The following is a 19,023-nucleotide window of genomic DNA, read 5'->3' on the forward strand; positions in this document are numbered from 1 at the left end:
CCAATGTGACAGCTCAGTGAAAGACGTGTTCCGGTGCCGGGAACTGCCGCCCCCGCACCTCCGCGGCGAACTCACTCGCCGCCCCGGCCATGATCCCGCCGACATCGGCGTACCGCTTCACGAACCGCGGCGCCTTGCCCTGGTTCATCCCGGCCATGTCCTGCCACACCAGCACCTGCGCGTCGCAGTCCGGACCCGCGCCGATGCCCACGGTCGGGATGCTCAGCTCGGCGGTGACCCGCTTGGCCACGTCCGCCGGCACCATCTCCAGCACCACCGCGAACGCCCCGGCCGCCTGCAGCGCCAGCGCGTCGGCGACCAGCTCCTCACCGGCGTCGCCGCGGCCCTGCACCCGGTAGCCGCCCAGGTTGTGCTCGCTCTGCGGGGTGAAGCCCAGGTGGCCCATGACCGGCACGCCGGCGCCGGTGATCGCCTCCACGTGCGGGGCGAAGCGGCGGCCGCCCTCCAGCTTCACCGCGTGCGCCTGGCCGTCCTTCATGAACCGGACCGCGGTGGTCAGCGCCTGCTCGGGGGAGACCTGGTAGGAGCCGAACGGCAGGTCGGCGACCACCAGCGCCTTGCGCACCGAGCGGGTGACCGCGCGGACCAGCGGCAGCATCTCCTCCACGGTGACCGGCAGCGAGGTCTGGTAGCCGTAGACGGTGTTCGCGGCCGAGTCGCCGACCAGCAGCACCGGGATACCGGCCTCGTCGAAGATCTTGGCGGTGAAGGTGTCGTACGCGGTGAGCATGGGCCACGGCTCGCCGCGCTCCTTCAGCTCACGCAGGTGGTGCACCCGGACCCGCTTGGTGGGGCCGCCCGGCGCGGGGGCCGCTCCGGTGCCGTAGGGGGCCTGGCCTTCGCCGTGGGACACAGCAGTCATCGTCGACCGTCCTCTCCTCGCCCCTCGAGGCCCGACCTCACGCGGGTCCCCGGGTTCGCTGGGAAATGCAGTGCCAGGCCAGCGTGACACGTGCCGGGAACCTCGGCACGGTGGTGGGAGCAGCTTCACATCCCATTGACGCGGCGCACCGCCGCTGCCACCGTGTCCGGCCGGTCCAGCGGCATCATGTGCCCGCACCGCTCGATGAGCTCGTGCGCGCCGCCGGGGACCAGCCGGGCCAGCCGGGCGTGCGCGGCCAGCAGCCGTCTGGCTTGGCGCGGGCGACCCAGCGCGTCGGCCGCGGTGAGCACCAGCCAGGGCAGCTCGGGCAGCGGGTGCGCCGCACGCACCGCCTCCAGCTCGGCGACCAGGTCCGGGTAGGCGGCCAGCTCGTCCAGAATCGCGCCCAGCACCTCCGGCCGCCGGTACACCTCCTCCACCTGCGCCGACGGCGCCACCTCGCGCCGGGTGCGGCTGGCGTTGCGCAGCACGGACCGCCGACCGGCCGGACCGGACCACCCGGCCAGCGCCCGGCCCAGCCGCCGCAGTCCGGGCACCCGGGCCAGCGCGAGTAGCGCCCGCGCCGCCACCGCCTCGCCGTCGAAGGGCCGCCCCACGCCCGGCGGCTCCGGGCTCGGGTCCAGCAGCACCGCCCCGGCCACCCGCTCAGGCCGCAGCCGGGCGTAGCCCTCCACGTGCAGCCCGGCGATGGAGTGCCCGACCAGCACCGCCCGTTCCGCGCCCGCCGCGTCGAGCACCGCGTCCAGCACGGCCACCTCGCGGGCCAGGCCGGGCGGGGTCAGCGCGGGACCGCTGCCGCCGGTGCCGGGCCGGTCGAAGCGCACCACCCGCAGGTCCTCGGCCAGCAGTTCCACCACCGAAGGCCAGTCGAACCAGCCGCCGCCCAGCCCGGCGGAGAGCACCACCGCCGGCGCGCGCTCAGGCCCGTCCAGCTCCACGCGCAGCAGCCCGGCGGGGGAGGGGATCAGTGACGACATCTCGCCAGCCTGCCGCATCGCCTGCGAGCAGCGGCGATCGGCAGATCGAATACGGTGAGCACCGTGAGGCGGCGCAAAGCGGACGAGGCGGCGAACCGGGTGGCCCTGCCGAAGTGGCGGAGCCGGGCCGCCGGGATCCTGGCCACCGTGGTGCAGCTGTCCGTGCTGAGCTGCCTGCTGCTGTTCACCGTCACCGACCTGCACGGCGATGTGGCCGAGGACGACTACAACGCCCCGGTCGTGCTCTTCGGCGAGGTCTTCAACGCGCTCGGCCTGCCGGTCGAGCCGAACATGGTGATCATCCTGGTGCTGGCCGTGCTCGGCGCGGCGCTGCGCAGGCGCAAGCGGGCCGCGCTGTGGGCGATGCTGCTGTTCCAGCTGGTCAACCTGACCATCTCGCTGAGCGTGCTGCTGCTGGCCTGGCTGACCCCCTCGCTGCTCGACCCGCCGGAGCTGGCCGACAGCATCGTGGAGTACGCCTGGTGGCGGCCGCTGGCCACCATCGCCATCTCGCTGTTCCTGCTGCTGCTCCTGCCCGCCTTCCCGGCCCGGCTGGCGATCGGGGCCTGGCGGCGGGCGCTGGCCGTGCTCGGCACCGGCATGGTCCTGGTGGTCTGGATCGGCTGGGGCCTGACCCACCTCTACCCGGACTCCGCCTTCGGCCCGACCGACCGGCTGCTGTGGGTGCTCAACCAGGTCACCGGCGAGATCCCGCCCGGCCGCCAGCTCGGCGTGGTGGACGGGCCCGGCTCGCTCAGCGTGATCCTCAGCCTGCTCGGCGCGGTGGTGCTCGGCTACGCGCTGGCGGTGTTCTTCCGCGGCGTGCGCACCCAGCGCCTGATGTCGCCTGCCGAGGAGCTGCGGCTGCGCGAGCTGCTCGGCGAGCACGGCGAACGCGACTCCCTCGGCTACTTCGCCACCCGCAGGGACAAGAGCGTGCTGTTCGCGCCGAACGGGCAGGCCGCGGTCACCTACCGGGTGCTCGGCGGCACCAGCCTGGCCAGCGGCGACCCGCTCGGCGACCCGGACTTCTGGCCGCAGGCCATCCACGCCTGGCTCTCCGAGGCCCGCCGCTACGGCTGGGTGCCCGGCGTGCTGGGCGCCTCCGAGGCGGGCGCGCACGCCTACGCCGCGGCCGGGCTGAAGGTGCTGGAGATCGGCGACGAGGCGATCCTGGAGGTCCGCGACTTCAGCCTCACCGGCAGGCACCGCCGCGGGGTCCGGCAGGCGGTGCGCAGGCTGGCCCGCGCCGGGTACACCGCGAAGATCCGGCGGCACGGCGAGATCCCGCCGCACGAGCTGGGCAAGCTGGTGGAGAAGGCCCAGGAGTGGCGGGGCGAGGGCAGCGAGCGCGGGTTCTCCATGGCGCTGGGCCGCCTGGACGACCCCAGCGACAGCCGCTGCGTGATGGTGGAGGCCTACGACGCCGACGGCAGGCTGCGCGGGCTGCTCTCCTTCGTGCCCTGGGGCCGCACCGGGCTCTCCCTTGACCTGATGCGGCGGGACCGGGAGGCGGAGAACGGGCTCAACGAGTACCTGGTCTCCGAACTGGCCGAGGCGAGCGGACGCCTTGGCGTGCAACGCATCTCGTTGAACTTCGCGATGTTCCGCGCGGTGTTCGAGGAGGGCGCGCAGCTGGGCGCGGGGCCGGTGCTGCGGCTGTGGAAGCGGGTGCTGAGCCTGTTCTCCCGGGTCTTCCAGCTGGAGTCGCTCTACCGGGCCAACGCCAAGTACGGGCCGCGCTGGGAACCGAGGTACCTGTGCTTCCCCGGCTCCCGCAAGCTGCCCAGGGTCAGCATCGTGGCCGGGGTCGCCGAGGGCTTCCTGCCCGCCACCCGCACCCTGCGCCGCAACTCCGCCCGCGACCTGCGCACCGGCGAGGTGGCCGCCGAGTTCGTCCGCCAGGTCGGCCAGATCGAGGACAAGGCCCGCGCCGCCCGCGCGCCCGCGGCCCGGCTGCCCGAGCAGGTCAGGGTGCGCCGCCGCAAGCTGGACCGGCTGCGCGAGCTGGGCATCGACCCCTACCCGGTGAACTACGACCGCGAGGTGACCCTCGGCGAGGTGCGGGCCGCGCACGAGGGCCTGACCCCGGACACGCACACCGGAGTGGAGGTGCGGATCGCCGGGCGGGTGGTGGCCAAACGCGAGCTGGGCCAGCTGTGCTTCGCGGTGCTGCGCGACCTCACCGGCGAGCTCCAGGTGATGCTCGCGGTGGACGCCCTGGGCAAGGACGGCCTGGACGACTGGAAGCTCGCGGTGGACATCGGCGACCAGGTCGGCGTGCGCGGGCAGGTGGTGACCACCCGGCGCGGCGAGCTGTCCGTGCTGGCCACCGGGTGGGAGATGACGGCGAAGTGCCTGCACCCGCTGCCGGATCGGCGCAAGGGCCTGTCCGACCCGGAGGCCAAGGTCCGGCAGCGCTACCTGGACCTGGCGGTCAACCCGGAGGCCGGCCGGATGCTGCGGCTGCGCAGCACCGTGGTCCGCGCGGTCCGCGACTTCCTGCACGACCGGGACTACCTGGAAGTCGAGACCCCGATGCTGCAGGCGGTGCACGGCGGGGCGAACGCGCGCCCGTTCGTCACCCACATCAACGCCTACGACATGCGGATGTACCTGCGGATCGCGCCCGAGCTCTACCTCAAGCGGCTGTGCGTGGCCGGGGTGGACCGGGTCTTCGAGCTCAACCGCAACTTCCGCAACGAGGGCGCGGACGGCACGCACAACCCCGAGTTCACCATGTTGGAGGCCTATCAGGCCTACGCCGACTACGACACCATGCTGCGGCTGACCAGGGAGCTGGTGCAGCGCGCCGCCACCGCCGCGCACGGCGCCCCGGTCGCCAGGCACCGGGACCGCACCGGCGCGATCGTCGAGCACGACCTCTCCGGCGAGTGGCCGGTGATCGGCTGCTACCAGGCGATCTCCGCCGCGCTCGGCGAGGAGGTCACCCCGGACACCGAGGCGGCCGAGCTGCGCAGGCACAACCGGCTGGCCGGGCTGACCGTGGCCGACGACGCCGGGCACGCCCAGCTGATCCAGCACCTCTACGACCACCTGGTGGAGGCGCGCACCACCACCCCGGTGTTCTACCGCGACTTCCCGGCCGAGGGCTCTCCGCTGACCCGCCGCCACCGCACCGACCGCCGGCTGGCCGAGCGCTGGGACCTGGTCGCCTTCGGCAGCGAGATCGGCACCGCCTACTCCGAGCTGACCGACCCGGTGGAGCAGCGGGACCGGCTGGAGGCGCAGTCGCTGCGCGCGGCCAGCGGCGATGTGGAGGCGATGGAGCTGGACGAGGACTTCCTGCGCGCGCTGGAGTACGGCATGCCGCCCACCGGCGGTCTGGGCATCGGCGTGGACCGGCTGCTGATGATGCTCTCCGGCGCCTCGATCCGGCAGACGGTGCTGTTCCCGTTCGCCCGTCCGCTGGGCAGGCGGCGCTGACATCGCCAGGCGCAACCGCCGAGTGTGCGCCGTCTCGCAGTCCTGAGCGGCGTTCCGGGGCAGGATCGACCCATGGTTGTGCGCACCCGGCTGCCCACCCTGATCATCGGTGGCGGCTACCTGATGATCGGCGTGCTCGGGTTGAACGCGCCGGGCAAGACCCTCTTCGGCCTGTTCACCGCCGACCTGCCGCATGCCTGGCTGCATCTGGCGCTGGGCGCGGTGCTGGTGGCAGGCGGCACCGCGGGCGGGCGCTGCGGCACCGGCGCGCAGCTGCTCTCCGGCGCGCTGGCCGGCGCCGCGGGCACCCTCGGCCTGGCGCTGACCGGGTACGGCCCGTTCCTGGCCACCACCGCGGACAACGTGCTGCACCTGGGCACCGCGCTGCTGCTGCTGGTGCTCGGCCTGGCCACCGCGGTGCGCACCCCGCCTGCCCGGCCTGGCCAGTACCCGCCGCTGTCGGTGGCTAGCTACTGCGGGCGCTGAACCCGTCGGTGACCACCCGCAGCAGCCGCTCCCGCTGTTCCAGGTCCCCGGACTGCTCGCCGAGCCAGGCCACCGAGGCGGCCAGCGCCAGCACGTCGAGCGCGGGCACGTCCGCGCGCACCACGCCGGCCCGTTGCAGGTGCTCGACCAGCCGTCGCCCGGCGTCGTTCATCGCGTGACAGGCCTCGTACAGCGCTGAGCCCGGCGTGCGCAGCACCGCCAGCGCCGAGGCGGGCAGCCCGCGGTACTGGGTGATCCGCTCGGTGAACAGCGCCAGCAGCTCGGTCAGGGCCTGCTCCGGCGGCAGCTCGGTCAGCTGCTCAGCGGCCGCCCGCAGGCCCTCGAACTGCTCCCGCAGCAACGCCTCCAGCAGCGCGTCCCTGGTCGGGAAGTGCCGGTACAGGGTGCCGATGCCGACCCCGGCGGTGCGCGCCACCTCCTCCAACGAGGCCTCGGTGCCGTCCCGCCGGAACAGTTCCTCGGCCGCGGCCAGCAGCCGCTCGTAGTTTCGCCGGGCGTCAGCGCGCACAGTTCACCCCTTGCTAACCGGAGGCAGCCTCCGTAAGTTATCCGGAGGCACCCTCATCTTATTTGCGTCGGCAGGGAGAGACTGACATGACCGTGGAACTGGGGCGGATCGGCGTGTGGACCTGGGCGTTCGAGCGGCTGCCGTGGCCACAGGTGCGCGCGGCCGCGCGGGAGATCGAGGAGCTGGGCTACGGCGCGCTGTTCTTCGGCGAGATGGACGGCAGACCGGCGCCCACCCAGGCCGCGCTGCTGCTCGCGGCCACCGAGCGGATCGTCGTCGTGCCCAGCGTGGCGATCATCTACCGGCACCACCCGGCCACCCTGGCCCAGGCCGAGCGCACCCTGGCCGAGGCCTTCCCCGGCCGGTTCGCCCTGGGCCTCGGCGTCAGCGACCGCAAGCACATGGAGGACCGCGGCCACACCTGGCGGCCGCCGGTGCGGGCCATGCGGGAGTACCTGGCCGCGATGGACGCCGCCCCGCTGACCGGCCCGGCGGGCCCGCCCTCGCCCCGGCTGCTGGCCGCGCTCGGCCCGAAGATGGCCGAGCTGGCCGGGGAGCGGACCTGGGGCGCGCACCCGTACTTCATGCCGGTCGAGCACACCGCCCACCTGCGCGAGCTGCTCGGCTCCGGACCCAAGCTGGTGGTGCACCAGAACGTCGCCGTGCACCGGGACCCGGCCGAGGCCAGGCGGCTGGCCCGCGCCTCGCTGGCGCCCTGGCTGGCCATCGGCGACCGCAGCTCCTCCCGCTGGCGGGTGATCCAGGAGCTGACCGGCCTGACCGAAGCCGACCTCGACGACGGCGGCAGCGACCGCTTGGTCGACGCCATGGTCGCGCACGGCGACCCGGACCAGGTCGCCGAGCGGGTCCGCGCCCAGTTCGAGGCGGGCGCGGACCACGTGTGCGTCAGCGTGGCCACCGACTACGGCCTGCCCGAGGTCCGCCTGCCCGAGCTGCGGGAGCTGTCGAAGGTGCTGCTCTAGCGGTTGTTCTCCCGCCACAGGTTGGTGATCGGCAGCCGCCGGTCCCGCCCGAACGCCTTGAACGTGATCTTGGTGCCCGGCGGGTACTGGCGGCGCTTGTACTCCGCCCGGTCCACCAGCTGCAGCACCCGCTCCACCAGCGGCTGGTCGAATCCGGCCGCGAGCAGCTCGGTGAAGCCCTTGTCGCCCTCGACGTAGTCGTCCAGCACCGCGTCCAGCAGCGGGTAGTCCGGCAGGCTGTCGGAGTCCTTCTGGTCCGGCCGCAGCTCCGCCGAGGGCGGCTTGCTGATCGAGTTCTCCGGGATCGGCGGGATCTCGCCGCGCTTCTCCGCCTCGGCGTTGCGCCAGCGGGCCAGCTTCCAGACCAGCGTCTTGGGCACGTCCTTGATCGGGGCGAACCCGCCGACCGCGTCGCCGTAGATGGTCGAGTAGCCCACCGCCAGCTCGGTCTTGTTGCCGGTGGCCAGCACCAGGTGCCCGTGCTGGTTGGACAGCCCCATCAGGGTCACGCCGCGGGCGCGGGCCTGCACGTTCTCCTCGGCCAGCCCGGTCAGCCCGAGCTGCTCCACGAAGACCTTGACCACATCGCCGATCGGCCGGGTCTCGTAGTGCGTGCCCAGCCGCCTGGCCAGCTCGGCCGCGTCGGAGCGGGAGTGCTCGGAGGAGTACGCGCTGGGCATGGACACCCCGTGCACCGCGTCCGCGCCGAGGGCGTCCGCGGCCAGCGCGGCCACCACCGCGGAGTCGATGCCGCCGGAGAAGCCGAAGACCACCGAGCGGAAACCGTTCTTGCCCACGTAGTCGCGCAGGCCGGTGACCAGCGCGTGCCACACCTCGGCCTCGTCGCTGAGCGGTTCGGCCACCGGGGGAGCGGGCTGCGGCTCGTAGGCGGGCAGCGGCCGCTCGCTGAGCACGGTCCGGCTGACCTCGAACCCGCCGATGTCCCCGGTCCCGGTGTGCCCGCCGGCCGGCAGGTCCAGGTCGAGCACGGTGAGGTGCTCGACGAACTGCGGCGCCCTGGTCAGGATCTCCCCGTCCGCGCCGACCACCAGCGAGTCGCCGTCGAAGACCAGCTCGTCCTGGCCGCCGACCAGGTTCACGTAGGCCATCGGCGCCCCGGCCTCCGCGGCCCGCCTGGCCACCAGCGGCCCGCGCACATCGTCCTTGTTGCGCTCGTACGGCGAGCCGTTGACGCACACGACCAGGTCCACCCCGGCCTGCCCGTAGGCGGCGACCGGCCCGCCGTCCTGCCAGATGTCCTCGCAGATCACCACGCCGACGTCGAGGCCGTGCAGGCGCACGATCGGCAGCGTCCGCCCCGGCACGAAGTAGCGGAACTCGTCGAAGACGCCGTAGTTGGGCAGGTGGTGCTTGGCACAGCGGGCGACGACCTTGCCGTCCTGGATGAGCGCGGCCGCGTTGCGCGGGCCCGCCTCGTCCCGGTCCAGGTAGCCGACCACCACCAGCGCCTCGCCGCAGCCGGCCGCGGCCAGGCGCTCGGCCAGCTCGTCCACGGCCGCTCTGGAGGCGGCGGCGAAGGACTGGCGCAGCGCCAGGTCCTCCACCGGATACCCGGTGAGCACCATCTCGGGGAAGGCCACCAGGTGGGCGCCGGCCTGCACGGCCTTGCTCGTCCACTCCACGACCATCTTCGCGTTTCCGACCAGGTCGCCGACGCAGGCGTTGACCTGTGCCAGGGCGATGCGCAACTGCGTCATGTTCTTATCTTCTCCCACGACTCCGGGTATGTAACCGCACCTAGATAGTTTTCGCCTGGCAGTATCGAACAGGTGGACCGCCGCCTGACACCCGCCCTTGCCGTGCTGCTGCTCACCGCGGCCTGCGTCAATCCGGTGGCGGGTGGCCCAGCCGAACCCGTCCAGGTGGAGCAGCGTGGACCAGCGGGCGCGGTCCCGCCAGGTCTGGAGAACTTCTACGGCCAGCGCCTGGGCTGGGGCCGCTGCGAGGGCTACGTCCGCGCCGAGGACCAGGCGCTGGCCTTCCTCCGCAGGGACGCCCAGTGCGCCCGGCTGACCGTCCCGCTGGACTACGCCAAACCCGAGGGCCGCACCATCACCCTCGGCCTGCTCCGCCGCCAGGCCACCGAACCGGCCCAGCGGATCGGCGCGCTCGTGGTCAACCCAGGTGGCCCTGGCGGCTCCGGCATGAGCGCCGCGGCCACCCTCGGCACCGCCACCCCTGGCCAGCGGCTGGAGCTCACCCGCCGGTTCGACCTGGTCGGCTTCGACCCGCGCGGGGTCGGCGCCAGCGAGCCCCAGGTGCGCTGCCGCACCGACGCCGAACGCGACGCCGAACGCCTGGACTCCGACCAGGACACCTCGGCCGCCGGCATCGCGCAGACCGAGGCCGAGGAGAAGGAGCTGGCCGCCCGGTGCTCGCAGCGGGCCGGGGACGACCTGCTGGCCACCGTCGGCACCAGGGACGTGGCCAAGGACATGGACGTGCTGCGCTCCGCCCTCGGCGAGCCCAAGCTCAGCTACCTCGGCTACTCCTACGGCACCCGGATCGGCACCGCCTACGCCGAGGCCTTCCCCGGCAACGTGCGCGCGATGATCCTGGACGGCGCGCTCGACCCGGACCAGGACCCGGCCGCCGAGCTGGTGGCCCAGGGCGCGGGCTTCCAGAAGGCCTTCGACACCTTCGCCGCCTCCTGCGTCCGGCAGTCCTCCTGCGCCCTCGGCCAGACCCCCGAAGGCGCTGTCCCCGCCTTCCGCGCGCTGATGAAACCGCTGCTCAGCGCCCCGGCCGAGGTGCGCGGGGGCCGGAAGCTGTCCTACTCCGACGCCACCACCGCGGTCATCCAGGCGCTCTACAGCGAACAGCTGTGGGAACCGCTGCGCACCGGCCTCACCGAGCTCAAGCAGGGCAGGGGTGACACCCTGATGCGGCTGGCCGACGCGTACTACGGCCGCGGCGGGGACGGCAAGTACAGCAACCTCAACGACGTCTTCACCGCGATCCGCTGCGTGGACGACCCCCGCACCACCGACCCGGACCAGCGCCGCGAGCTGGACCGCCGCTACCGCGCCGCCGCGCCCTTCCTGGACGACGGCAACCCGCCCAGCCCGGCCCGCGACGCCTGCGCGTTCTGGCCGGTCCCGGTGACCAGCCAGCCGCACCTGCCCAAGGTGGACGGCCTGCCCAAGGTGCTGGTCGTCTCCACCACCGGCGACCCGGCCACGCCGTACCAGGCCGGGGTCGAGCTGGCCCAGGCGCTCGGCGCGGAGCTGCTCACCTTCGAGGGCACCCAGCACACGGTCTTCGCCCAGGGCAACGCCTGCGTGGACACCGCGGGCACCCGCTACCTCGTCGACGGCACCCCGCCCGCCCCCGGCACCCGCTGCACCGGCTGAATCCGGCGTGTCCCGCCCTGCGCGTCCCGCCCGCGCCGGGCAGAGTGGCCAGGTGATCCCGATCAAGGCCGTCGGCCTGTCCGCCGCGGCACTGCTGCTGGCCGCCTGCACGCCGAGCGCTCCCGAGCAGGCGAAACCGGACCCGGCGCTGGAACGGCTGTACGCGCAGAAGCTCAGCTGGGGCCCGTGCCCGCCGATGGCCGCCAGCCCGGCGCAGAAGGAGGCGTTCGGCGGGCAGGGCCTGGAGTGCGCCAAGCTCACCGTGCCGCTGGACCACGCCAAACCAGGCGAGAAGACCATCACCCTCGGCGTGCTCCGGCTCGCCGCCACCGAGCAGGCCAACCGGATCGGCTCGCTGGTGTTCAACCCCGGCGGACCCGGCCAGTCCGGCATGAGCCACGTGGCCACCGAGGGCGCCAAGGCAGCCGAGCTGCGCAAACGCTTCGACCTGGTCGGCTTCGACCCGCGCGGCGTCGGCGCCTCCGAACCCAGGGTCCGCTGCCTGGACCCGGCCGAACGCGACGCCCAGCGCCTGGTGCACATCGACCCCAAGGCCCCCGACGCGGTCGCCAGGACCGAGGCCGAGGCCAAGCTCATCGCGGACAAGTGCGCCGAACGCACCGGCAAGGACGTGCTCGCCGTGCTCGGCACCCGCGAGGTGGCCAAGGACCTGGACCTGCTGCGCGCCGCCCTCGGCGACGCCAAGCTCAGCTACGTCGGCTACTCCTACGGCAGCCGGATCGGCACCGCCTACGCGGAGAACCACCCGGACAAGGTCCGCGCCATGGTGCTGGACGGCGCGGTCGACCCGAACCAGGACCTGGCCGCCGCCCAGCTCGCCCAGGAAGAGGGCTTCCAGAAGGCCTTCGACGCCTTCGCCAAGAGCTGCGCCAAGCAGGCCACCTGCGCGCTCGGCCGCAAACCCGAGCAGGCCGAGGACAAGCTGGACGCGCTCACCGAACCGCTGGCCAAGAACCCGCTCAAGGTCGGCGACCGCAAGCTCTCGGCCAGCGATGTCAGTGTCGCGCTCACCGCCGCGCTCTACAGCCAGGAGCAGTGGCCCACCCTCAACCTGGGCCTGCTCGCCCTGCAAGCCGGCCAGGGCGAGCTGCTGCTGGCCTTCGCCGACGCCTACCTGGGCCGCGCCGAGGACGGCAGCTACGGCGCCGACACCGACGTGCTGATGGCGGTGAACTGCGTGGACATCCCGCCGGTCACCGACCGCGCCCAGGTCGAGGCGAACACCCGCAAGATCGCCGAGAAGCTCCGCGAGCTGCGCGGCGGCCGCCCCGACCGGGACCCGCCGGTGCCCGCGCTGGACGTGTGCGCGCACTGGGCGGTGCCGCCCACCAGCAAGCCGCACCAGCCCAAGGCGGACGGCCTGCCGCGCACCGTGGTCGTCTCCACCACCGGCGACCCGGCCACCCCGCACCAGGCGGGCGTGGACCTGGCCAAGGCGCTCAACGCCCAGCTGGTCACCGTGGAGGCCACCCAGCACGGCGCCTTCCTGCTGCGCGGCAACAAGTGCGTGGACGAGCCGGTCACCCGCTACCTCCTCGACACCACACCGCTCCCGGACAGCCCCCGCTGTTCCGGCTGACCGAGCATTTAGGGTTGTGCCCATGGATCGCCAGCAGGAATTCGTGCTGCGCACGCTGGAGGAACGCGACATCCGGTTCGTCCGGCTGTGGTTCACCGACGTGCTCGGCTTCCTCAAGTCGGTAGCCGTCGCCCCGGCCGAGTTGGAGGGCGCCTTCGCCGAGGGCATCGGCTTCGACGGGTCCGCGATCGAGGGCTTCGCCCGGATCTACGAGTCCGACATGGTCGCCAAGCCCGACCCGGCCACCTTCCAGGTGCTGCCCTGGGAGACCGCCGACGGCGAGCTGTACTCCGCGCGCATGTTCTGCGACATCACCATGCCGGACGGCTCGCCGTGCTGGTCCGACCCCCGGCACGTGCTGCGCCGCACCCTGTCCAAGGCCAGCGAGGCCGGGTTCACCTGCTACGTGCACCCGGAGATCGAGTTCTTCCTGCTGCGCAGCCTGACCAACGACGGCACCGAGCCCGAGCCTGCGGACAACGGCGGCTACTTCGACCAGGCCAGCCACGACACCGCCCCGCACTTCCGCCGGCACGCCATCGAGGCGCTGGAGGCGATGGGCATCTCGGTGGAGTTCAGCCACCACGAGGGCGCGCCCGGCCAGCAGGAGATCGACCTGCGCTACGCCGACGCGCTCACCATGGCCGACAACGTGATGACCTTCCGGTACGTGGTCAAGGAGGTCGCGATCAAGGACGGCGTGCGCGCCTCCTTCATGCCCAAGCCCTTCTCCGACCAGCCCGGCTCCGGCATGCACACCCACGTCAGCCTGTTCGAGGGCGACCGCAACGCCTTCTACGACAGCGAGGACCCCTACGAGCTCTCCGGCACCGGCAAGGCCTTCGTGGCCGGGCTGCTCAAGCACGCCAGGGAGATCAGCGCGGTCACCAACCAGTGGGTCAACTCCTACAAGCGGCTCATCGTCGGCGGCGAGGCCCCGACCGCGGTCTGCTGGGGCCACGCCAACCGCTCCGCCCTGGTCCGGGTGCCGATGTACTCCCCAGGAAAGGCCAGCTCGCGCCGGGTGGAGATCCGCAGCATCGACTCCGCCTGCAACCCGTACCTGGCCTACGCCGTGGTGCTGGCCGCCGGGCTCAAGGGTGTCCGCGAGGGCTACGAGCTGCCGCCGCCCACCGAGGACGACGTGTGGTCGCTCACCGAGTCCGAGCGCCGCGCCGCGGGCTACGACAGCCTGCCGCAGAACCTCACCGAGGCGCTGACCGCGATGGAGAACTCCGAACTGCTCGCCGAGACCCTGGGCGAGGGCGTCTTCGACTACTTCCTGCGCAACAAGCGCGCGGAATGGGACGCCTACCGCCGCCAGGTCACGCCCTATGAGCTGCGGACCTACTTGCCAATGCTCTGAACCCCTTGACCGCTGGACCATCCGGAGGATGAGGTGGGAGCATGCGCCGCCTCCGGATGGTCACCACCCTCGCGGGTGAGCTGGACGCGGCCACCATCCCCCGCCTCCAGGCCAGGATGGCCACCGGCGAGTTCACCCCGACCGAGCTGACCACCGCCTACCTGCACCGCATCCAGGCGCTGGACCCGCAGCTGCGCGCCATCCTGCGCACCGACCCGGCCGCCCTCACCGCCGCCAGGGCCAGCGATGAACGCCACCAGGCCGGTGCCCCGCTGGGTCCGCTGGACGGCATCCCGGTGCTGCTCAAGGACAACATCGGCGCGGGCGTCACCACCGCGGGCTCCCGCACGCTGCGCACGCACCAGCCCGCTGACGCCTTCCTGGTCCGCAAGCTCAAGGCCGCCGGCGCGATCGTGCTGGGCAAGGCCAACCTCTCCGAGTGGGCCAACTTCCGCTCCACCGCCGCCACCTCCGGCTGGTCCGCCCTCGGCGGCCAGACCGCGAACCCGCACGTCCTGGACCACAACCCGGCAGGCTCCTCCTCCGGCTCGGCCGCCGCGGTGGCCGCCGCACTGGCCCAGGTCGCCATCGGCACCGAGACCGACGGCTCGATCGTCTGCCCGGCCGGGGCCACCGGCGTGGTGGGCCTCAAACCCACCCTCGGCCTGGTCAGCCGCACCGGCGTGATCCCGGTCTCGGCCGAGCAGGACACCGCCGGACCGCTGGCCAGGCACGTGGTCGACGCCGCCCTCACCCTCGCCGTGCTGCGCGGACACGACCCCGCCGACCCGGCCACCCAACACATCCCGCCGTACACCGACGAACCGGTCACCCTGGCGGACCGCAGGCTCGGCCTGTGGCGGCTGGCCGGCGTGGACCAGGCCACCGACCTGGTCATCAACCAGGCCATCGAGGCGCTGCGCACGGCCGGGGCCACCGTGGTCGAGGTCGACCTGCCGCACCAGCGCGAGATCAGCGACGGCGAGTTCCCCTGTCTGCTCACCGAGTTCCGGCACGACCTGGACCGCTACCTGGCCGCGCACCCGCCCTGCCCCGGCGGCCCGCGAGACCTGGCGCACCTGGTCGAACTGAACCGGGCGGACCCGATCGAGCTGACCCACTTCGGCCAGGAACTCTTCGAGCAGGCCCTGGCCGCGCCACCCCGCACCGACCCCGGCTACCGGGACCGGCGCGCCCGGATCACCGCACTGGCCCGCGAAGCCATCGACCAAACCCTTGCCGCGCAACAACTCGACGCCATCATCGCGCCCAGCAACGCCCCCGCCTGGCGCACCGACTACCCGGCGGGCGATGACTACCGGCTCAGCTCCGGCACCCCGGCCGCGGTCGCGGGTTACCCGAACGTGTCAGTTCCGGCAGGATTCGCCGGACCCCTCCCCATCGGCCTGTCGATCTTCGCAGGCCGCTGGCAGGACGCCAGGGTGCTCGCCATCGCCGCCGCTTTCGAGCAGGTCAACCCGGTCCGCAGGGCTCCGCTGCTGTTGCCGGGGCTCGCCGCCAACGATCTTGGGGCCGCCCGTTGAGTGATCAACAGGACGCTGTCGCGGACTCGGGGAACGACCCGGCGGCGGCTAGGTTGGCCGATGTGACCGAAACCTTCGTCACCGCCCAGCCGTTGGCCGTGCCGCGTGTCGAGCTGCCCGATCCGCCGCAACCAGCGGGCACGCCCGCACCGGAGGCCGCGCCGCCGGTCGTGCTGCGCGCCTGCACGGTGGCCACCAGGGCCCAGCTGCCCGCGGTCCGCGTGCTCACCACCTCCTTCCTCGGCCACCACCGGGACGGCCAGTTCATCGCCCTGGTCGTGGACGCCGACCCGGACGCCGCCGGCCCTGGTGTGCTGACTCCGGCCGACATCGGCGTGGCCACCGAGGAGCTGCACCGCCTGGCCACCGCCTGCACCGCCCGCGAGCTGTGCGCGGTGCTGCAACCCCGGCTGCTCGCGCACCTGCTCGCCGAGGGCGGCCCGGTGCTCTACCTGGACCCCAGCGTGGTGGTGCTGGACTCGGTCGCCGAACAGGTCCTTTCCGCCGCGGCCCGGGTCCCGGTGGTGCTGGCGCCCAGGGTGCTGCGCCCGCTGCCCCGCGACGGCCGCCGCCCGGCCCCGGAGGAACTGCTCGCCGCGGGCACCTTCGATCCCGGCTTCCTCGCGGTCACCCCCGGCGCGGAGGAGTTCCTGGCCACCTGGGCCGACCAGGTGCAGCAGGCCCCGAGCGCCGCCGGCGCCTTCCTCGACGGCGCGCCCGCACTGGTCGACCACCAGGTGCTGCGCGATCCCGGCATCGGCGTCTCCGCCTGGAACGCCGCCCAGCGCGCGGTCCGCAGGGATGAGGCGGGCACCCTGCTGGTCGACCAGACCTCGCTGCGCACCGTGCACTTCGCCGGGTTCGACCCGCAGCGGCCGTGGCTGCTCTCCGCCGAGCTTGCCGACCGGCCAAGGGTGCTGCTCTCCGAGCACCCGCCGCTGGCCGAACTGTGCGCCGGCTACCGCAACGACCTGGTCCGGGCCGGACACACCGCGCACCCGGCGGCCTACCGCTTCGGCGCGGTCGCCGACGGCATCCCGCTACCGGCCGAGCTGCGCCGCGAGTGGCAGGCCGCGCAGAACGTCGACGCGCCACCGCCACCGGCCTTCGGCGTCACCGCCGCGGAGTTCCTCCGCTGGGCCTGCGCGCCAGGCGACCCGATCCAGGCCGCCGCGGGCGGTTCCCGCTGGGCAGCGGCCCTGTGGCGGGAGGACACCGCCCTCCAGGAGCGCTACCCGGACCCCTTCGACAACGACGCCGCCGCCTTCCGCGAGTGGTGCGCGGGCACCGGGGTCGCCACCGGCCGCCTGCACCCCAACGCGGTGCCCCGCGCCGACGCCGGCCGCGGCCCGATCCTGATCGACCAGCTCGGCGTCAGCGTGGTCGGTTCCGGACCGGAGGCCGACCTGCTGCGCGCCGCGGTGCGCGCCTCCGGCCTGCCCTCGGCCGACGAACCCAGCTACCCGGTGGTGCTGCGCTGCGCCGGCGCGCCCAGCCCGCCCGCGGACCGGTACGTGATCAGCGTGCTGCCCGAGCCCGGCGCCCGGCCAGGACCGGCCAGCGAGCTCTGGGTCGCCTCCGACACCAGCCGCAACGCCCTGCAACGCACCGGCTGGCCGCCGGTGCGCACGGTGCCGCTGCCGGTGGTGGACCGCGGCGCGGTGGACGCCGAGACCCGCGGCGCCGCCCGCGACCGGCTCGGCCTGGCCGACGGCGTGGTCTTCGCCGCCACCGTCGACCACTCCGCCGAACGCCAGGGCAACGCGCTCGGCCTGGTCGCCGCCTTCCTGGCCGCCTTCCCCGACCGGCACGACGTGCACCTGCTGCTGCTGGTCAACGGCGCGCAGCAGCACCCGGAAGCGGCCGAGCGACTGCGCCTGGCCACCGCCTCGGACCCGCGGATCATCCTGGTCGAGGAGACCAGGGGCGACGCGCTGCTGGACGCCGCCGACTGTGTGGTCTCGCTGCACCGCGCCGAGGGCGTGCCCGGCGACCGCACCGCGCTGATGCTGGCCTCCGCCGCCACCAGGGGCCTGCCCGTGCTGGCCACCGAACAGGGCGCCATCGCCGAGCTGCTCGGCTCCGACGCCGCCATGCTGGTGCCCTGCCACCCCGGCGGCCGCGAACCCGACGCCCAGGCCGCGGTCCGGCTGCTGCGCGCGATCGCGGACAACCCGGAGACCGCGGCCAAGCTCGGCGCGGCCAGCCGCGAGTACCTGCTGCGCACCAGGGGTGTCGCGGTCGCGGGCGAGCAGATCAGGGAACGCGTCGAACAGGCCTTCCGCGCCTGGCGCACCCGCCGCGCCGCGGCCAGGCACGGCCACGGCGAGGATCCGCTGCGCCCGCTCCAGTCCGCCAAGCACGCGCTGCTGCGCCGCGCCGATCCCGGCGTGGAGAGCCGGATGCCGATGGCCCCGCAGCTGCGCAAGGCCGTGCTGCGGGTGCTCAGCCACTACGACAACCACCTGCGCGAGGTGCTCAGCGCGGTGGTCGACGGCGTCGAGCGCACCGCCAGCGAGCTGGCCCGCCGCCAGCACGAGATCGAGTCCGGCGACGTCGGCGGGCAAGACCTGGCCGCCGAGGTCGCCGAGCTCACCGACCGGCAGGCCCAGCTGGACGACCAGCTGGTCGGCGTGGACGACGGCGTGGTCAGGGCCCGCGCCGACCTGGCCGCGCACGGTCGCCGGATGCGCGCCATCGAAGAGGCGGTGACCAGCCAGTCCGGCACCAGGGACAAGCAGGTCGCCGAGCTGGCCGACCGGATCGACCGGCTGACCATCGCGCTGGACCGGACCCTGGACCGCATCGACGACCTCGAGTCCCGGGTGGCCTCCTCGCTGCGCGAACGCGACAGCAGGCTGGGGGCGGGCATCCGCGCCGCGGAGGAGGCCAGGCGCAACGCCGACTCGCTGCGCCGGGTGGTGCTGCGCGAACACCAGCGCACCACGGTCGAGCCGGCGGACGCGCCACCGGCCTCGGTGGTGCTCACCGAAGCCGGCCTGATGCGCCTGCCCAGCGAGGACGCGCTGATGCTGCCGCTGCTGTCCAGCAACGGGGTGTGGCAGCCCGAGGTGTGCGCCCTGATCGACTCGCTGCTGGAGCCGGACGGGGTGTTCGTCGACGTCGGCGCCTACGTCGGCTACCACTCGATCCGGGTGCTCAGCAGGCTGGGCACCTCCGGCGCGGTGGTCGCGGTCGAACCCGACGCCACCTCACGGGAGCTGCTGCGCCGCAACGCCGAGCTGAACCTGCCCGGCCCGGTCGCCGAACGGCTGGCCGTGCTGGACGTGGCCGCCTGGGACACCGCCACCACCCTGGGCTCCCGCCCCGCCCTCTCCGGCGGCATCGAGGTCTACGAGGCCGAACCGGACGCCGAGGGCGAGCGGGTGCAGGCGGTCCGGCTGGACAAGTCGATCGAGGCGCTGCCGGAGATCGGCCAGCTCAGGCTGTCCGTGGTCAAGGTGAACGCCCCCGGCTTCAGCCACCGCGCGCTCGGCGGCCTGGTCCGCCTGCTGCGCCGGGACCGACCACACGTGGTGTGTTCGTTCGCGCCCCGCGCCGTCACTGAACAGGGTGCCGATCCGATCGCGGTGCTGCAGGAGTTCCGCGTGTGGGGGTACGAGCTGGTGCCCGTTGGCTCCGATGAGTCACGAGAACCAGCCGACATCGTCCAGTTGGCCGACGCCCGTACGGGCCTAGGCAGCGCGCTGCACCTCTGGTTGCGTCCCAAGGAGCGCCGGAGCTGATCGCGGACCGGGGGGTTGATCGTCCGTCAAGCCCCTGGCCAGGCGATTTGACTTCTGCGCCAGGCCT

Annotated in this window: 12 protein-coding genes; 8 read left to right on the forward strand and 4 right to left on the reverse strand. The window is 73.5% G+C overall.

What is annotated here, in order from left to right:
• Positions 1-13: 13 nt before the first annotated feature.
• Both panB and M8C13_RS43875 read right to left on the reverse strand, forming a co-directional pair.
• The gene (gene panB / locus M8C13_RS43870) at positions 14-883 is read right to left on the reverse strand and encodes a 3-methyl-2-oxobutanoate hydroxymethyltransferase (protein WP_252486784.1); all 870 of its coding nucleotides are present in this window, start codon (positions 881-883) and stop codon (positions 14-16) included.
• Positions 884-1,008: 125 nt separating this feature from the next.
• Positions 1,009-1,881, reverse strand: a complete 873-nt coding sequence (locus M8C13_RS43875) for an alpha/beta fold hydrolase (RefSeq protein ID WP_252486785.1) — start codon at positions 1,879-1,881, stop codon at positions 1,009-1,011.
• A 63-nt stretch (positions 1,882-1,944) separates the two neighbouring features.
• Between M8C13_RS43875 and lysX the strand changes: the two genes are divergently transcribed.
• Both lysX and M8C13_RS43885 read left to right on the forward strand, forming a co-directional pair.
• Entirely contained in the window at positions 1,945-5,328 is a 3,384-nt protein-coding gene (gene lysX / locus M8C13_RS43880) for a bifunctional lysylphosphatidylglycerol synthetase/lysine--tRNA ligase LysX (RefSeq protein ID WP_252486786.1), read from the forward strand.
• 72 nt (positions 5,329-5,400) lie between these two features.
• Positions 5,401-5,814 carry a DUF4383 domain-containing protein gene (locus M8C13_RS43885; RefSeq protein ID WP_252486787.1) on the forward strand — a complete coding sequence of 138 codons (414 nt, stop codon included), beginning with the start codon at positions 5,401-5,403 and terminating at the stop codon, positions 5,812-5,814.
• Here the strand turns inward: M8C13_RS43885 and M8C13_RS43890 are convergent.
• On the reverse strand, positions 5,795-6,343 hold the full coding sequence (locus M8C13_RS43890) for a TetR/AcrR family transcriptional regulator (RefSeq protein ID WP_252486788.1): 549 nt from the start codon (positions 6,341-6,343) through the stop codon (positions 5,795-5,797). The genes M8C13_RS43885 and M8C13_RS43890 overlap by 20 nt on opposite strands.
• An 86-nt stretch (positions 6,344-6,429) precedes the next feature.
• On the opposite strand from M8C13_RS43890, the gene M8C13_RS43895 reads away from it, so the two are divergent.
• The gene (locus tag M8C13_RS43895; RefSeq protein WP_252486789.1) at positions 6,430-7,326 is read left to right on the forward strand and encodes a TIGR03620 family F420-dependent LLM class oxidoreductase; all 897 of its coding nucleotides are present in this window, start codon (positions 6,430-6,432) and stop codon (positions 7,324-7,326) included.
• Here the strand turns inward: M8C13_RS43895 and M8C13_RS43900 are convergent.
• Positions 7,323-9,044: an NAD+ synthase gene (locus M8C13_RS43900; protein WP_252486790.1), complete on the reverse strand. Its 1,722-nt coding sequence runs from the start codon at positions 9,042-9,044 to the stop codon at positions 7,323-7,325. The two genes, M8C13_RS43895 and M8C13_RS43900, sit on opposite strands and share 4 nt — an antisense overlap.
• Positions 9,045-9,116: 72 nt before the next feature.
• On the opposite strand from M8C13_RS43900, the gene M8C13_RS43905 reads away from it, so the two are divergent.
• The 5 genes from M8C13_RS43905 to M8C13_RS45720 all read left to right on the forward strand — a co-directional run bounded on the left by M8C13_RS43905 (position 9,117) and on the right by M8C13_RS45720 (position 18,956).
• The gene (locus tag M8C13_RS43905) at positions 9,117-10,700 is read left to right on the forward strand and encodes an alpha/beta hydrolase (protein ID WP_374213380.1); all 1,584 of its coding nucleotides are present in this window, start codon (positions 9,117-9,119) and stop codon (positions 10,698-10,700) included.
• A 52-nt stretch (positions 10,701-10,752) separates the two neighbouring features.
• On the forward strand, positions 10,753-12,300 hold the full coding sequence (locus tag M8C13_RS43910; RefSeq protein ID WP_252486791.1) for an alpha/beta hydrolase: 1,548 nt from the start codon (positions 10,753-10,755) through the stop codon (positions 12,298-12,300).
• A gap of 22 nt (positions 12,301-12,322) precedes the next feature.
• Positions 12,323-13,666, forward strand: a complete 1,344-nt coding sequence (gene glnA, locus M8C13_RS43915; RefSeq protein WP_252486792.1) for a type I glutamate--ammonia ligase — start codon at positions 12,323-12,325, stop codon at positions 13,664-13,666.
• Between the two features lie 41 nt (positions 13,667-13,707).
• Complete coding sequence (locus M8C13_RS43920; RefSeq protein ID WP_252486793.1) at positions 13,708-15,210, forward strand: amidase; 1,503 nt, start codon at positions 13,708-13,710, stop codon at positions 15,208-15,210.
• A gap of 62 nt (positions 15,211-15,272) precedes the next feature.
• On the forward strand, positions 15,273-18,956 hold the full coding sequence (locus M8C13_RS45720) for an FkbM family methyltransferase (protein ID WP_252486794.1): 3,684 nt from the start codon (positions 15,273-15,275) through the stop codon (positions 18,954-18,956).
• Positions 18,957-19,023 lie beyond the last annotated feature (67 nt).

It is taken from the genome of Crossiella sp. SN42 (assembly GCF_023897065.1).
In the GTDB taxonomy this organism is placed as follows: Bacteria; Actinomycetota; Actinomycetes; order Mycobacteriales; family Pseudonocardiaceae; genus Crossiella.

Excerpts from the sequence above, each read along its gene's own strand:
- M8C13_RS43895 (WP_252486789.1), top strand. The coding sequence starts at position 6,430 with ATGACCGTGGAACTGGGGCGGATCGGCGTGTGGACCTGGGCGTTCGAG.
- M8C13_RS43885 (WP_252486787.1), top strand. The coding sequence starts at position 5,401 with ATGGTTGTGCGCACCCGGCTGCCCACCCTGATCATCGGTGGCGGCTAC.
- M8C13_RS43900 (WP_252486790.1), bottom strand. The coding sequence starts at position 9,044 with ATGACGCAGTTGCGCATCGCCCTGGCACAGGTCAACGCCTGCGTCGGC.
- glnA (WP_252486792.1), top strand. The coding sequence starts at position 12,323 with ATGGATCGCCAGCAGGAATTCGTGCTGCGCACGCTGGAGGAACGCGAC.
- M8C13_RS43920 (WP_252486793.1), top strand. The coding sequence starts at position 13,708 with ATGCGCCGCCTCCGGATGGTCACCACCCTCGCGGGTGAGCTGGACGCG.
- M8C13_RS43875 (WP_252486785.1), bottom strand. The coding sequence starts at position 1,881 with ATGTCGTCACTGATCCCCTCCCCCGCCGGGCTGCTGCGCGTGGAGCTG.
- panB (WP_252486784.1), bottom strand. The coding sequence starts at position 883 with ATGACTGCTGTGTCCCACGGCGAAGGCCAGGCCCCCTACGGCACCGGA.